General features: G+C 71.5%; 15 protein-coding genes. 7 read left to right on the forward strand and 8 right to left on the reverse strand.

Annotated elements, in window-relative coordinates; translation table 11 throughout:
* Positions 1-165: 165 nt before the first annotated feature.
* On the forward strand, positions 166-345 hold the full coding sequence (locus tag OHT77_RS21065) for a hypothetical protein (RefSeq protein ID WP_328830091.1): 180 nt from the start codon (positions 166-168) through the stop codon (positions 343-345).
* An 85-nt stretch (positions 346-430) separates the two neighbouring features.
* Here the strand turns inward: OHT77_RS21065 and OHT77_RS21070 are convergent, their stop codons facing one another.
* A complete protein-coding gene (locus OHT77_RS21070) occupies positions 431-1,192 on the reverse strand; it encodes a phosphoglyceromutase (RefSeq protein ID WP_266771017.1) in 762 nt (253 codons plus the stop codon).
* Between the two features lie 169 nt (positions 1,193-1,361).
* Here OHT77_RS21070 and OHT77_RS21075 point away from each other — a divergent pair, with 169 nt between their 5' ends.
* Complete coding sequence (locus OHT77_RS21075) at positions 1,362-2,627, forward strand: MDR family MFS transporter (protein ID WP_328830092.1); 1,266 nt, start codon at positions 1,362-1,364, stop codon at positions 2,625-2,627.
* 109 nt (positions 2,628-2,736) lie between these two features.
* Here OHT77_RS21075 and OHT77_RS21080 read toward each other — a convergent pair whose 3' ends face one another.
* Entirely contained in the window at positions 2,737-3,195 is a 459-nt protein-coding gene (locus tag OHT77_RS21080; RefSeq protein WP_328830093.1) for a DUF2000 domain-containing protein, read from the reverse strand.
* Positions 3,196-3,244: 49 nt separating this feature from the next.
* Here OHT77_RS21080 and OHT77_RS21085 point away from each other — a divergent pair, with 49 nt between their 5' ends.
* Positions 3,245-4,084, forward strand: a complete 840-nt coding sequence (locus OHT77_RS21085) for a helix-turn-helix transcriptional regulator (RefSeq protein WP_328830094.1) — start codon at positions 3,245-3,247, stop codon at positions 4,082-4,084.
* A 9-nt stretch (positions 4,085-4,093) separates the two neighbouring features.
* Positions 4,094-4,741 (forward strand): class I SAM-dependent methyltransferase, encoded by a 648-nt coding sequence (locus OHT77_RS21090; RefSeq protein ID WP_328830095.1) that lies wholly within the window; start codon positions 4,094-4,096, stop codon positions 4,739-4,741.
* Between the two features lies 1 nt (position 4,742).
* On the opposite strand, the gene OHT77_RS21095 is transcribed toward OHT77_RS21090, so the two are convergent.
* The 4 genes from OHT77_RS21095 to OHT77_RS21110 form a co-directional block, all read right to left on the reverse strand.
* Positions 4,743-6,419, reverse strand: a complete 1,677-nt coding sequence (locus tag OHT77_RS21095; RefSeq protein WP_328830096.1) for a glycosyl hydrolase family 28-related protein — start codon at positions 6,417-6,419, stop codon at positions 4,743-4,745.
* 124 nt (positions 6,420-6,543) lie between these two features.
* Positions 6,544-7,065 (reverse strand): YbjN domain-containing protein, encoded by a 522-nt coding sequence (locus OHT77_RS21100; protein WP_328830097.1) that lies wholly within the window; start codon positions 7,063-7,065, stop codon positions 6,544-6,546.
* A complete protein-coding gene (gene mshA, locus OHT77_RS21105) occupies positions 7,058-8,395 on the reverse strand; it encodes a D-inositol-3-phosphate glycosyltransferase (RefSeq protein WP_328830098.1) in 1,338 nt (445 codons plus the stop codon). Before mshA ends, OHT77_RS21100 begins: the two co-directional genes overlap by 8 nt.
* Positions 8,396-8,713: 318 nt before the next feature.
* Positions 8,714-9,424 (reverse strand): LAETG motif-containing sortase-dependent surface protein, encoded by a 711-nt coding sequence (locus OHT77_RS21110; protein ID WP_328830099.1) that lies wholly within the window; start codon positions 9,422-9,424, stop codon positions 8,714-8,716.
* A 309-nt stretch (positions 9,425-9,733) separates the two neighbouring features.
* Here OHT77_RS21110 and OHT77_RS21115 point away from each other — a divergent pair, with 309 nt between their 5' ends.
* The 3 genes from OHT77_RS21115 to OHT77_RS21125 all read left to right on the forward strand — a co-directional run bounded on the left by OHT77_RS21115 (position 9,734) and on the right by OHT77_RS21125 (position 13,656).
* On the forward strand, positions 9,734-10,546 hold the full coding sequence (locus tag OHT77_RS21115; RefSeq protein WP_328830100.1) for a class I SAM-dependent methyltransferase: 813 nt from the start codon (positions 9,734-9,736) through the stop codon (positions 10,544-10,546).
* A 227-nt stretch (positions 10,547-10,773) separates the two neighbouring features.
* Positions 10,774-11,877, forward strand: coding sequence for a C40 family peptidase (locus tag OHT77_RS21120; RefSeq protein WP_328830101.1), 1,104 nt, complete (start codon positions 10,774-10,776; stop codon positions 11,875-11,877).
* Positions 11,878-12,159: 282 nt separating this feature from the next.
* Positions 12,160-13,656 carry a PP2C family protein-serine/threonine phosphatase gene (locus OHT77_RS21125; RefSeq protein ID WP_328830102.1) on the forward strand — a complete coding sequence of 499 codons (1,497 nt, stop codon included), beginning with the start codon at positions 12,160-12,162 and terminating at the stop codon, positions 13,654-13,656.
* A gap of 174 nt (positions 13,657-13,830) precedes the next feature.
* On the opposite strand, the gene OHT77_RS21130 is transcribed toward OHT77_RS21125, so the two are convergent.
* On the reverse strand, positions 13,831-14,166 hold the full coding sequence (locus tag OHT77_RS21130) for a DUF2516 family protein (protein WP_328834295.1): 336 nt from the start codon (positions 14,164-14,166) through the stop codon (positions 13,831-13,833).
* 131 nt (positions 14,167-14,297) lie between these two features.
* On the reverse strand, positions 14,298-14,954 hold the full coding sequence (locus OHT77_RS21135; protein ID WP_328830103.1) for a hypothetical protein: 657 nt from the start codon (positions 14,952-14,954) through the stop codon (positions 14,298-14,300).
* Positions 14,955-14,971 lie beyond the last annotated feature (17 nt).

Raw genomic sequence — 14,971 nt, forward strand, 5'->3', positions numbered from 1 at the left:
TCCCCCCTGGGGGTATCCGCGGACAATTTTGACGGTCAGACAATCCGTGGTTAAGTTCTGCTCGCGGATTGGAAAGGCCGCCTCCGATGCAACGGAGGCGGCCCTATCTCCAACCGTGTTCGCAAACCTGGGGAACAGATTCTCGATACGTTGGAGAGGACAAGCATGCCACGATTCGGCCTGACCATCGACATCTGCCCGCGCGCTCTGCCGTTCTGCATGATCGGCATGAGCGAGGCCGGGTACGGCTTCTGGGTGGACGTCCCAGCGGTCGTCTCGCTCCCGCTCGCCTTCATGATGACCTTCCGCGTGAACTTCAGGCGTTGGCGCCACCAACGCTCCTAGTCCCACGTCCCGCAGGCGGCCCCCGCCTATGACGAAGCCCCCTGGCAGCAGAAAACCCGCTGGCAGGGGGCTTCTTCAGCTCGGTCTACTTCTTCTTGCCCTGGTTCTTAACCGCCTCGATCGCCGCCGCAGCCGCGTCCGGGTCCAGGTACGTCCCCCCCGGCTTCACCGGCTTGAAGGACGCGTCCAACTCGTAGGCCAGTGGGATGCCCGTCGGGATGTTCAGGCCCGCGATGTCCGCGTCCGAGATGCCGTCGAGGTGCTTGACGAGGGCTCGGAGGGAGTTGCCGTGGGCGGCGACGAGGACCGTGCGGCCGGCGAGGAGGTCGGGGACGATGCCGTCGTACCAGTAGGGGAGCATGCGGACGACGACGTCCTTGAGGCACTCCGTGCGCGGGCGCAGCTCCGGCGGGATCGTCGCGTAGCGCGGGTCGTCCGACTGGGAGAACTCCGTGCCGTCCTCGAGGGGCGGCGGCGGGGTGTCGTAGGACCGGCGCCACAGCATGAACTGCTCCTCGCCGAACTCCGCGAGGGTCTGCGCCTTGTCCTTGCCCTGGAGGGCGCCGTAGTGGCGCTCGTTCAGGCGCCAGCTGCGGTGGACCGGGATCCAGTGGCGGTCGGCGGCCTCCAGCGACAGCTGCGCCGTGCGGATCGCGCGCTTCTGGAGGGACGTGTGGACGACGTCGGGGAGCAGGCCGGCGTCCTTGAGCAGCTCACCGCCGCGGACCGCCTCCTTCTCGCCCTTGTCGTTCAGGTTGACGTCCACCCAGCCGGTGAACAGGTTCTTCGCGTTCCACTCGCTCTCGCCGTGGCGGAGGAGGATCAGCTTGTACGGTGCGTCGGCCATGCCTCAGAGCGTAATCCACGCATTCGGGCGCCCGCCTGGCGCCCGCCTCCCCGTCCCACAGTTGACGGCTTCTGTTAATTGAGTGGTCCGCCCCGACCTCCCCTTCGTAAGTTGTGCTCGCGGCCATCGCCGCTTACACGCCAGCTGTCCGACCGTGGGGGAACGATCCATGTCACTCGCCGCCCTGAGACGCGCCGCCCGGGAGACCGTCTCCGGCCTGCCCCGCGAGTTCTGGTGGCTGTGGACCAGCACCCTGGTCAACCGGCTCGGCGCGTTCGTCTCGACGTTCATGGCCCTGTACCTGACCCTCGACCGCGGCTATTCCGCGACCTACGCCGGCCTCGTCGCCTCCCTCTACGGCCTCGGCGGCGTCGCCTCCTCGATCGGCGCGGGCGTGCTGACCGACCGCATCGGCCGCCGCCCCACGCTCCTCATCGCGCAGTCGGCGACCGCCGCGTCCGTGGCGCTGCTCGGCTTCGTGCACGACCCGGTCTCCATCGCCGCCGTCGCGTGCCTGGTCGGGGCGGCGAGCAACGCGTCCCGCCCGGCGGTGCAGGCGATGATGGCCGACATCGTGCGCCCCGAGGACCGTGTCCGGGCGTTCTCGCTCAACTACTGGGCCATCAACCTCGGCTTCGCCGTCTCGTCCATGGCCGCCGGCTTCATCGCCGAGGTCAGCTACCGCGCCGGGTTCCTGCTGGAGGCCGGGATGACGGCGGTCTGCGCGGTCGTCGTGTTCCTGCGGCTGCCGGAGTCCCGGCCCACCGTCGCGGCGGACGCCGGCAAGGGGGCACCGGACGCCGTCAGGCTCGGGACCGTGCTGCGCGACGGGCGGTTCATGAGCGTCGTAGGACTGTCCTTCCTCGTCGCGGTCGTCTTCCAGCAGGGCTCGGTCGGACTGCCGGTCGCGATGGGCGAGGCCGGGTTCACGCCCGCGGACTACGGCACCGCGATCGCCATCAACGGCTTCCTCATCGTCGTCCTGCAGATCCCGGTCACCCGTCTCATCGAACACCGGGACGCCAAGCGGCTGTTGGTGGTCTCGTCGATCCTCGCGGGCTACGGCTTCGGGCTCACCGCGTTCGCCGGCTCGGTCGGTGTCTTCGCCCTCACGGTGTGCGTGTGGACCCTCGGCGAGATGATCAACGCGCCGACCCAGACGGGCCTGGTCGTCCGCCTCTCCCCGGTCCAGGGGCGCGGCCGGTACCAGGGCATGTACACCCTGTCCTGGGCGGTGGCCGCGCTGGTCGCCCCGCTGATGTCGGGTGCCGTCATCGACCACCTCGGCGCGGCATGGCTGTGGGCGATGTGCGCGGCGGTGGGCACGGTGGCGGCGGTGGGCTACGGCGCGCTGATGCGCCGGGTCCCGGTCTCCGTGCCTACGGCCGTGGAGGCACCGGCCGCCGCGACGAAGCCCGAGGTCAGCGCGGCCTGAGCGGGAAATAGGCGGCCGCGGGTGCCCGAGGTCAGCGCGGCCTGAGCTGGGCACAAGGGCGGCTGCGGATGCCCGAGGCCGACGCCGCCGAGCAGGACCAGGAGGGGGTCTACGGGTGCATCCGCGCCCCCTTCACCACCTTGTCCACCCCGTTCCGCGGCCCGTACACCGCCAGCCCCACCACATCCAGCTCGGCCGTGGCGACGGCCCGCACCGCCGCCCGGTTGTCCCGGTCGTTGCCGGTGGTGAAGAGGTCGGAGGTGAAGACGGACCGGGGCAGGGCACGGGTCAGAGCCCGCCCGTGGGCCGCCACCAGGACCTCCTTCGTGGCCTCGAAGACCATCACCGGCTGCCGGAACATCGGGAGGTAGCCGACCCCGTCGGCGTCCTCGTACGGCTCCCCGATCACCTCGGGAATCTGCGATCCCAGGCCGCTGACCAGGAACGACGTGACGTTCAGCCGCTGCCAGGGCTCCAGGTCGTCCCGCAGCAGGACGGCGATCTTGGTGTCGAAGCGGACCGGTTCGGCGGCAGCGGTGGCGGTGCCGGCGGTGGTGTCAGTGCTCATACGTCGAGACTGCCGACCGCTCCCCGGCTCCGTCTTGTACGTTCTTTGCATGGCCCCGCAACATGGCCCGGGACGGGCCGGCCCGTCCCGCCCCGAACAGGAAGTCTCCGCCTGGCGTCCCGGCATCCCCGGTGTCGTCGAGGTCTTCCACGCCCACTTCACCGAGTACGCGTACCCGATGCACGTGCACGACGCGTGGACGCTGCTGATCGTGGACGACGGGGCCGTACGGTACGACCTGGACCGGCACGAGCACGGCACCCCGCACGACACCGTGTCCCTGCTGCCGCCGCACGTCCCGCACAACGGTTCCCCCGCCACCCCGCACGGCTTCCGCAAGCGCGTCCTCTATCTCGACGGCACGCACCTCCCGGACGACCTGATCGGTTCCGCCGTCGACAGTCCCGACCTCCGCGACCCCGAACTCCGCCTGCGCGTGGGCCAGTTGCACACCGCACTGGACCACCCCGGCGACGAACTGGAGGCGGAGAGCCGCCTGTCGCTCATCGCCGAACGGCTGCACGCGCACCTACGGCCGTCCACCGCCCCCACCCCCTTCGCGCCCACCCTCGCCCGCGACCTGCGCGAACTCCTCGACGAGCGCGTCACCGAGGGCATCGCCCTCGACGAGGCCGCGCGGCTCGTGCACGCCCATCCGGCCCATCTGGTCCGGGCGTTCAGCGGCGCGTACGGCATCGCACCGCACCAGTACCTGATGTCCCGCCGCGTCGACCACGCCCGCCGTCTCCTCCTGGAGGGCCGCCCGCCGGGCGAGGTGGCCACGGTGACCGGGTTCTACGACCAGTCCCATCTCACCCGCCACTTCCGGAAGTTGGTCGGGGTCACGCCGGGGCGTTATTCACGCGACAGGGGTCGGCGCGGTCACTAGATTCCGCGCATGGACTGGCATGAGTGGCACGACGCGTACGACTCCCCCGACTCCTACCTGAGCCGGCGCCTGGCCCTCATCCAGGAACGCATCCGCGCCGCCCTCGACACCGCCCCGCCGGGCCCCCTCACCGCGCTCAGCCTCTGCGCGGGACAGGGCCGCGACCTGATCGGCGTCCTGGCCGACCACCCCCGCGGCCGTGAAGTCCGCGCCCGCCTGGTCGAGTTGGACGAACGGAACGTGGACGTGGCGATCCGCGCGGCCCGCGCCGCGGACCTCCCCGGCGTCGAAGTCGTCGCCGGGGACGCCGCGTCGACGGACCAGTACGCCGAACTCGCCCCCGCCGACCTGGTCCTGGTCTGCGGCCTCCTCGGCAACATCAGCGACGCCGACGTGGAACGCGTCCTCGACCACTGCACCGCCCTGTGCCGCACGGGCGGCACACTCGTCTGGACCCGCAGCCGCGACCTGCTCCCCGACCTCGTCCCCCAGGTCTGCGCCTGGCTGGAGGAGCGCGGCTTCGAGCGCCTGTGGCTGTCGGACCCGTCGATCCCCCAGTCCGTCGGCGCCCACCGCTTCACCGCCGCACCCCGCCAACTCCCCACCGCCACCCGCATGTTCGACTTCATCGGCTACGACGTCCTCCGCCGCAGCTGACCTACAGCCGCCGCTGCGCCTCGTACAGGTTCCGCGGCCGTACGACATCCGTCGTGCCGTAGAGCTCAAGGCGCGTGTGCAGGTCGCCGGTGAAGTCGGGGACGTCGATCTGGTCGAACTCGGTGACCGTGTTGAGGCCCACCGTGGCGCTGTACGGGGCGAGTTGGTCGAGCTTCATCAGCCCGGCGCGGCCGTTGGTGACGCGGATGTTCCAGTGGGTGAAGCGGGCGCCGAAGAGCGGCCCGGCGTTGGCGTCACCGCCGTGGCGGCCGTCGTTGTTCACCGTGATGTCGGTACGGACGTTGGCGAAGGGCAGGCCGCGGTGGCTGTCGAAGGTGCCCATGCGCATGTCGCCGCGCGACCAGACGTTGTACGAGGACAGGCCCTCGACGTTGATGCCGTGGAGCTGGGTGTTGGCCGGGGCCGGAACCGTGCGCTGCTCGATGGTGAAGTCCTCGACGAGGTTGTCGTGCGAGCCCTCGCGGCAGAAGTAGGGGTGGTGGGAGCCGCGGCCCGCCACCGTCGTCCGGCGCAGGGTGCACGCGGAGGCCGCGACCAGGCCGAAGCCGTTGTCGACGTGCCGGACCGTGACGTCGTCGACCCAGCAGTCGTAGGCGCATTGGAGGACGACGCCGTTGTAGCCCTTGTCGAGGAGGTGGGGCTGCTGCGGGGTCTCGACGGCCTCCAGGGTGAGGCCTTCGACACCGGAACCCGTCAACTCCTCGACGTGGGTGGTGAGTTGGGGGTTCCACTCGGGGCGGAGGTCCAAGGGCAGCGGGCGTTCGAGGGTCACCTTGCGGCCGTGGACGTGGGCGACGCGGACGGGCCATTCGTAGGGGACGTACGACAGGAGCTTCGTCTTGTCGTCCCAGTAGTACGCCTCGGGGCCGGGGCCGCCGCCCGCCATGTGCTCCAGGAGGGTGTGACCGGAGTCGTCGGAGAGCCGGAGCAACACGAGTTCACCGGGCCGCAGTGGAAAGGGATCCGCCACCGTCACCGTCCAGGCTCCCTGCCGGGCCGGTTCGACGGTCGTCAACTGCCGCCATTCGTCACGCTTGTTGCCGGTCCAGCCCTCGAAGGGCCAGGCCTTCGCCCGGATCGCGGCGACCAGGGAGTCCCAACGCGCCGTCGGGGCAAGCCAGATGAGGCCGCCGGCCCAGGACCAGGACGACTTGTCGCCGCCGTAGCGGGAACCGTAGACGCCGATCAGTTCGGTCAGGTTCCGCGTCGCGTAGAGCTTCGTACGACCGCTGCCGGCGCCGCGCAGGACGACCCCGGAGTGGCCGACGCGGATCACGTCGTCGATGCGGAAGGTGCCGGGCGGGATGAGCACCGTGCCACCGCCGGCCCTGCCGGCAGCAGCGATGGCACGGTTGATCGCGGGGGCGGAGTCGGTCACGCCGTCCTCCCCCAGTCTCGACTTCGCTCGACCGGGGGCACCCCCATCGGCGCCGTAGCGGCGGACGTCGAGGACGAGGGGGCGCCGGGGGTGGCGTCGGGCGCCCGCTCCGCCGATGTACGGGATCTGCGGATGGGTGTAGGGGGTGCGGGTGAACTCCCGCCAGAGGGACGGGACTTGGGCGGCGGTGGCCGCTCGTGCCGCGCCGGTCGCCGCGCCCAGCGCCACGGCTGTCGCGGTGCCGAGCAGGGCTCGTCTGGTGAAGCGGGCATTGCTCATGTCCGTACGCCCTCCCATGCGGCTCTTCATGGATGTGAACGACGTTCAGATCTGCGTCAGCCGTGAGCATGCCACGGAGGCGCGAAGCAGCGGAAGATGCCGAACAGAGGGAAGTGAGCCGGGATCAGTCGGTCGGCTCGGTCGGACGCTGGGTCAGATGTGTGAACGCGTCCAGATTCCGCGTCGACTCCCCCCGCGACACCCGCCACGCGTACTCCTTGCGGATCGCGGTGGCGAAGCCCAGCTCCAGGAGGGTGTTGAAGCTGCCGTCCGCGGCCTCCAGGACCTGGCCGAGGAGACGGTCGATCTCGGCGTCGGTGACGGCGGACAGCGGCAGCCGCCCGGTGACGTACACGTCACCGAGCTGGTCGACGGCGTAACTCACGCCGTACAGCTTGAGGTTGCGCTCCAGGAGCCAGCGGTGGACGGCCGTCTCGTTCTCGTCCGGGTGGCGGACGACGAAGGCGTTGAGCGAGAGGGAGTGGCGGCCGACGAGGAGGGAGACGGTCGTCGACAGCTTGCGGGTACCGGGGAGTTGGACGACGAACGTGCCCGACTCCGGGCTCTCCCAGTCGAGTTCGGCTCCCTTGAGGAAACCCTCGATGACCTGCGCCGCCCGCTCCTGGTCCGCTGCTGACTCACCCATGGTGCGAGCGTACGTGACGGCGGTGGGCCTGTGCCGCGGCCGTGTAGACGTCGGCCGTGGCGGCGGCGGCCGTGTCCCAGCCGAAGCACTGCGCGTGCCGGGCGGCGGCCTCGCCCATGCGGGGCGCGCGCGCCGGGTCGTCGGCGAGGTCGCGCAGCACGCGCGCGTAGGCGGCCGGGTCGTGGCCCTTGATCAGGAAGCCGGTCTCGCCGTCGCGCACGGCGACCGGGAGACCGCCGACCGAGGCCGCGAGCACCGGCGTACCGGCCGCCTGCGCCTCTATGGCGACCAGCCCGAAGGACTCGCTGTACGACGGCATGACCAGCACGGACGCGGCGCGGAACCAGTCCGCGAGCTGCTCCTGCCCGACCGGCGGCCGGAACCGTACGACGTCCGCGATGCCGAGCCGCGCGGCGAGCTTCTGCAGGCCCTCCGGCTTGGCGAGGCCGCTGCCGCTGGGGCCGCCGACGATCGGGACGACGATGTTCGAGCGCAGGTCGGGCCGCTCGTCGAGGAGCACGGCGACCGCGCGCAGCAGCACGTCAGGGGCCTTCAGGGGCTGGATGCGGCCGGCGAAGAGGGGGATCAGGGCGTCCTGCGGGAGGCCGAGGCGGGCGCGGGCGGCGGCGCGGCCGTCCGCCGGGCGGAAGCGTTCGAGATTGACGCCCGGGTGCACGACGGCGACCTTGGCGGGGTCGGCGGAGTAGTGCCGGACGAGTTCGTCGGCTTCCTCGGCGGTGTTGGCGATCAGCCGGTCCGCGGCCCTGACGATCTGGGTCTCGCCGATGACGCGGGCGGCGGGTTCGGGGGTGTCGCCGTCGGCCAGGTTGGCGTTCTTGACCTTGGCCATCGTGTGCATCGCGTGCACGAGGGGGACGCCCCAGCGCTGGGCGGCGAGCCAGCCGACGTGGCCGGAGAGCCAGTAGTGCGAGTGGACGAGGTCGTAGTACCCCGGGCGGTGGCCGGCCCACGCCTGCATCACTCCGTGCGTGAACGCGCAGAGCTGGGCGGGGAGTTCCTCCTTGGCGAGGCCCTCGTACGGGCCCGCGTCGACGTGCCGCACGAGGACACCGGGGGCGAGTTCGACGGCCGGGGGGAGGGCGGCGGTGGTGGCCCGGGTGAAGATCTCCACCTCGATGTTGATCGCGGCGAGGCGCTGCGCGAGCTCCACGATGTAGACGTTCATGCCGCCGGCGTCGCCCGTGCCGGGCTGGTGCAGCGGTGAGGTGTGTACGGAGAGCATGGCGACCCGGCGCGGTCTGCGGTGCAGCCGCAACCGCGACGACGAGGCCGCGGAACGGCGCCCGAGCCTGCTCCCGTACTGGCTCACGTGGCGTTCCTCCTCGCTGCGGGCATGCCTGAGGGAGGGCGTGGGGTCCCTCCGGGTTTCTGCAACGTCGGGGGCGGGGGGTCGCATTCCGGTGCCGGAGGATTTTGCCGAGACGTTGCCGGGGGTCGGGCAACTGTTCGAGGTGGCGGGGCGTTGGGGGGCCGGGGGGCTTGGGTTGTTTGCGGGGTACGGGTGGGTTGGGGGTGTCGGCCGGGTTGGGGGTGGGGGTTCGGTTGTGTGCGGGGTGCGGGTGCGTGGGGGCTTGTCGCGCAGTTCCCCGCGCCCCTTAGGGGGTTGGGGTGGGCCCGGGTTTGTCTGTCAGCGGGAGCCGCGTGTCGTCGTCCTTCGGCGCAGGGTGATGGCGATGCCGCCGCCCGCAACGAGCAGGGCCGCCGCGGTGCCCGCGAATGTCGTCGTGCCGTTGCTCGCGCCGGTGTCGGCGAGGTGGGTGCCGCCGCCCGCGGGGGACGGGGCACTGCTTGCTGCGGGTACCGGGCTGCTGCTCTCGGTGGAGGACGGGGATGAGGTGGGGGTGGCGCTCGGGGTCGTGGAAGAGGCGGGGGAGGGTGTCGAGGACGTCGACGGTTCGGCGGATACGGACGCCGAGGCCGATGCCGCCGCCCCGCACGTCACGTCCGGGATGACCACCAGCGGGGTGATGTCGGCGTCGACCTGGTCGCCGGCCTGGACGTGGACGCGGTAGGAGACGCCGGGGTACCAGCCCTGCGGGTTGAGGTCGACGCTGGTGCCTTCCGCGGTGGGGTGCTGGATGGTCTGGGTGTCCGACCACCGTTCCCCGCCGGGCATGCTCAGCTGGAGGTACAGGCTGATCTTGGCCGGGGTGCCGCTCGCGTCCTTGTCCGTGACGCGGATGACGCCGTTGTCGTGGGCGTCGCAGAGGGCGGTCGCGGTGAAGTCACCGATGCTGCACGCGAGCGCGGTGTGCGAGGCGGCGACGGAGAGCACGACCGCGGCCACCGAGGTGCCTGCGACGCGGGCCGCTCCGGCGGCACGGGGGGAGAGGGACACGTTTGTCCTTACGTTGGGGAGCCCGGGGTCGGACGCGCTTACAAGACCTGCGAGCCCCCTGTCAGGGTTGCGGCCCCCCGAGTCAAGACGCGGCGAAGGAAAGGCCGGGGGCGACCCTAAGAATGGTCACGCCATGGTCATGCGCATGCCCCCCAGACAGGCAAACCCCGGCCCACCTCATCCCCCTAAGGGGCGCGGGGAACTGCGCGACCAGCCCCCACCGAACCCGCACCCCGCACACAACCGAACCCCCCACCCCCAACCCGGCCGACACCCCGGCCCACCCCCACCCCGCATACCCTCGTACCCATGAAAGCCCGCGCAGCGACCCGCCCCATAGGAACGGCGACGCGCGGCACCACCAACCCCAACCGCCTCCGCCGCATGGACCGCTGGATCGCGGCCACGCACGGCCCCGAGCTGCGCCGCACCCCCGCCCCCGTCGCCGTGGACCTCGGCTACGGCGCCGCCCCCTGGACCGCCGTAGAACTCCTGACGCGCCTGCGAACCGTCGCCCCGCACACCCACGTCGTCGGCATCGAGATCGACCCCGTACGGGTCGCCGCGGCGAAACCCTATGAGCGCGACGGCCTCACCTTCCGGCACGGCGGGTTCGAGATCCCGCTCCCGGAGCGCCCGTGCCTGATCCGCGCGGCGAACGTCCTGCGGCAGTACGACGAGGCCCAGGTCGCCGAGGTGTGGGCGCACCTGTGCGGACGACTCGCGCCGGCGACAGCGGACTCCCGGGGCGGGCTCCTCGTCGAGGGGACCTGCGACGAGATCGGGCGACGGCACGTCTGGGTCGCGCTGGGACCGGAGGGACCCCGCACGGTCACCTTCGCCGCGCGCCTCGGTTCCCTGGAACGGCCTTCCGACCTCGCCGAACGCCTCCCCAAGGCCCTCATCCACCGCAACGTCCCCGGCGAACCGGTGCACGCCTTCCTCCGCGACTTCGACCGCGCCTGGGCCACCGCCGCCCCCTACGCCTCCTACGGCGCCCGCCAACGCTGGATCCGCGCGGTACGGGACCTCACCGCGGACTGGCCGGTGACGGACGGACCGGTGCGCTGGCGGCAGGGCGAAGTCACCGTGTCCTGGGGGGCGTTGACGCCACGCGGGTGAATCCGGTTGCGGGTGGGGTGCGTGGGGAACGATCCCCGGCGGCCGTACGTCACACGAACGGGGAGATCGTCACCGGGCGTGACCTGGAAGGAAGGGAGAGAAGTACGGGAAGTACTACCTCTGTCGTTTTCTGTAGGGACATGGCACGATCCCCCAGGCGTCCGTAAGTTACTGACGGGCAATCAGATTGCGGTCACAGGCGGCTGACGTGGATGTGGGGGCAGGGGATGAGCACGGGGACGGACAGGGGCACGGCCAGGCGGGCCCTGATCACTACGGCCGTGGCGGTCGTCTGCGCGGTCACCGTACTCGCGGCACCCGGCACCGCGTTCGCGAGCCCGGCACCCACGCCGACCCCCTCGGCGACCCCGTCCGCGTCCTCGACGCCCGTGAGCAACAAGGACCTTGAGGCCGTACGCACCAAGCTCGACACCCTCTACCACGACGCCTCCGTCGCCACCGACGCCTACAACGCGGCCGAGGAGCAGACGAAGAAGCAGTCCGCGGAGATCGTCGAGCTGGCCAAGAAGATCGTCAAGGGCCAGGAGAAACTGGACGAGTTGAAGGACCGCGCCGGCGCCGCGGCCCGCTCCCAGTACCGCACGGGCGGCATCCCGGACGAGGCGCAGCTGCTGCTGAGCGACAACCCGCAGGCATTCCTCGACGGTACGGGCCGGGTGCTCCAGGGGCAGCGCGCCACGAAGGGCCTGATCGCCGAACTGACCCGCACCCAGCAGGACTTGAAGCAGTACACCGCCGACGCCTCCGCCCAGTGGCAGCAGTTGGAGAAGAACCGCCAGGCCAAGGCCACCGCCAAGAAGAAGATCACGACCCAGATCGCGGCGGCCGAGAAGCTCGAGTCCCAGCTGGAGAAGCAGGAGAAGGAGCGGCTGGCCAAGCTGGAGCAGCAGGCCGCCCTGAAGGCACAGACCGCCTGGCTCGACTCCGGCGCCCTCAAGGACGCCACCGGCAAGGCGACCTCGGCGGGCAAGGCCGCGGTGGCGTACGCGACGGCCCAGCTCGGCAAGCCGTACGAATGGGGCGCCGAGGGCCCGTCGACGTACGACTGCTCGGGGCTGACCTCGCAGGCCTGGGCGAGCGCGGGCGACCCGATCCCGCGCACCTCGCAGGAGCAGTGGAAGCAGCTCCCGCACGTCGCCGTGAAGGACATGCGCCCCGGCGACCTCATCATCTACTTCCACGACGCCAGCCATGTCGCCATGTACATCGGCGACGGCGCGATCATCCACGCCCCGCGACCGGGGCGGACGGTCACGGTGGCAGGGGCGGGCTCCATGCCGATATTGGGTGTTGTGCGCCCGGATGCGTGATACGTCCCGTCAGCGGTCGTACGCCGGCCGGTGACCGGGGCCATGTGACCCAGCGCACGCACCCCTCGCACCAAACCCCCACCCGGCGTGACCTTCGTCATTCCGAGGTAAGAGCCGCCTCGCCCAACTCCCGTACGGAACACGGCATATGACAGTGGCCGCCTGCCAGGCGACCTGTCTCACACCATTCCTTTACGGCGCCCACTACCGCTATGGTCCCCGTCGGTGGGTCGAGGTCCCTCGCCCCGCCGTGCCCTCGGGGGGAGGGAAGGAACCAGGACGATGCCCGCACCCATACCGCGGCAGAGAGCGATCCCGGCCGCGGAAAGTGGTCAGGCGCCGGCCGAGCCCGCGATCGGCGGACCCTTCGGAGACCGTTCCGGAGGCATCACCGGCGACAGCTCGGGCGACAGCCCCGGCGGCAGCGCCGGAGGCAGCTCCACGACCGTGTCCGGACCCGCTTCCGGAGACGTGGACGCCCCGCGCCCGCAGGACACGACCGACGACGAGAAGGCCGACGGCGCCGAGACCGGCGCGAAGGCCGACCCGGCCGAGGCCGCGCCCCGCCCTGCCCACTCCCCCGCCCACGCCGCTCCCGTCGGCCACCTCACCCTGCTGATGATCGAGGACGACCCCGGCGGCTCGCCGGTCGTGCCCGAGCTGCTCGACCCGACCGGCAAACCGATCCGGGTCCGCACCGCCCGCAACCTCACCGAGGCCGAGCGGCTGCTCACCGACGACGTGCACTGCATCCTGCTCGACCTCGCGCTGCCCGCCCCGACCCGCGCGGCGGACGGCAGCGACGACGAGCTCGCCGTGCTCAAGCACGTACTCCGGCTCGCCCCGCACCACGCCGTCCTCGCCCTCACCGCGTCCGGCGACACCGAGCGCGGCGCCGAGGCGGTCCGCGTGGGCGCCCAGGACTACCTCTTCCGCGACGAACTCGACGGCCGGCTGCTCAGCCGCGCGATCCGCTACGCCGTGGAGCGCAAGCGCTCGGACCGCGCGGAGCGCAAGCTCACCGAGTCCAAGCTGCGCGCCCAGGAGAACGCCCGCCTCGAACGCGGCCTGCTGCCCACCCCCCTCCTGGAGGGCTCCCCGCTCCGCTTCGCCGCCCGCTACCGCCCCGGCCGCTCCCGCGCGCTCCTCGGCGGCGACTTCTACGACACCGTGCGCACCCCCGACGGGACCGTGCACGCGATGATCGGCGACGTCTGCGGGCACGGCCCCGACGAGGCCGCGCTCGGCGTCGAACTCCGCATCGCCTGGCGCGCGTTGACCCTGGCGGGCCTCTGCGGCGACCAGCTGCTCGGCACGCTGCAGCAGGTCCTGGAGCACGAGCGGTCCGACGACGAGATCTTCGCGACGCTCTGCACGGTCGACATCGCCCCCGACGGCCGCCGCGCGGGCCTGTGCCTGGCCGGCCACCCGTCCCCGCTGCTCGCCTGCCCCGGCCGCCCGGCCGAACTTCTCCCCTTCGACAACAACGGCCCCGCCCTCGGCCTGCTGCCCGGCGCCCGCTGGCCGCGGATGCAGGTCGAGCTGGGCGCGGAGTGGAGTCTGATGCTGTACACCGACGGCCTGATCGAGGGCCGGGTCGGTGAGGGCCGCCGTGAACGGCTCGGCCAGGAGGGCATGGTGGCCATGGTCCGCCGCCAGCTCGCCGAGGGCCTGCGGGGCGAGGAACTGCTCCGGGCCGCGGTCAACGAGGTCCGCGACCTCAACGGCGGCGAGCTGACGGACGACGTGGCGGTGCTGATGCTGGACCGGACGCCGTAGCGCTATAGCGCTATAGCTCCGCCGCGAGCGCGGCGGGTGGGGCGAGCGGTCGGTGCGGTGGTCGCCGTACGGCGTGGGCGCGGTGGTCGCCGTACGGCGTGGGCGCGGTGGTCGCCGTACGGCGTCGGTGCGGTGGTCGCCGTACGGCGTCGGTGCGGTGGTCGCCGTACGGCTTCAGCGGCCGCCGTTGTACGGGCCGTAGGGGCCGTCGCTGCTGGAGCCGCCTCTGCGGCTGCGGCCGCCGCCGGGGAGGCCGCGGAGGGCCGGGCGGACGTCGACCATGTACACGATGGTCGCGACGAGGCCGATGATCGGCAGGAACGACAGGATGTTGAAGATGAGGTTCACCACGAAGGCGAGCCCCAGGATGATCAGCCAGAACGGCTTGGTCTTCTTGTCCGCCGCGCGATAGGCGTCCTCACGACGCGTGGCCGCGTCGACGAGCGCGAAGCCGCTGAAAATGATCAGGGCGACACTCAACAGCCACATGAACCCTGCGAAGCCCTGCATCAGCACTACGTCCACCACCCGACTCGGCCAGTTCCTGTGCGGTCACCGTACCGGCAACCGGATTCCCGCTACCCGAAGAACGGGCCGGGCACTCCATGAGTGCCCGACCCGTTACCGATCACCCGTACGTGTCACTTCGCGGGCGGCGTGGGCTTCTTCGCGGTGGTGGTCTTGCGGGCCGGGGCCTTCTTCGCGGCGGGCTTCTTCGCCGGGGCGGCCGGGGCCGGGGTCTCGGCCTTCACCACGACGGGCTCGGCCACCGGCTTCACGACGGGCTCGGGGTCGGGCTCGACCGCGACGGCCAGCTCCTCGATCTCGTCGGCCGCCTCGCCGCGCCAGGTCCTCACGGCCTGCTCGCCGTGCTCGGCGACCTTCTCGTACGCCTCGCGCGCCTTGACCGCGTACTCGGCGGCGACGCCGACCCCGCGCAGCGCGAAGTCCTGGGCGGACTCGCCGAACTTCTTCAGGTCGGCGTCGAGGTTGCTGCTGAGCTTCTTGAAGTCACCGTCGAGGCTGGTGATGAAGTCGTTGACCTTGGTCTGGAAGGTCTCCTGCGCCTCCTTGGCCTTGGCACCGGCCTCCTTGGCGCGGGCGGCGGCCTTCTCCTGCACGGCCTTCGGGTCGGTGCCGCGCACGGCGTCGATCCGGGCAGGCGCCTCGGCCCGCAACTGCTCGACCAGGCCGGGAACCTTCTTGGCCTGCTGGAGCGCGAGGTCGGCAGTGCCGGCGGCGAAGTAGAGGGGGGTGGGATCGCTCAGGGTCTTGCGCAGGTCATCGGTGATGGCCATGGTGATGGACCTCCCGG

It is taken from the genome of Streptomyces sp. NBC_00252 (genome assembly GCF_036187565.1).
Lineage (GTDB): Bacteria > Actinomycetota > Actinomycetes > Streptomycetales > Streptomycetaceae > Streptomyces.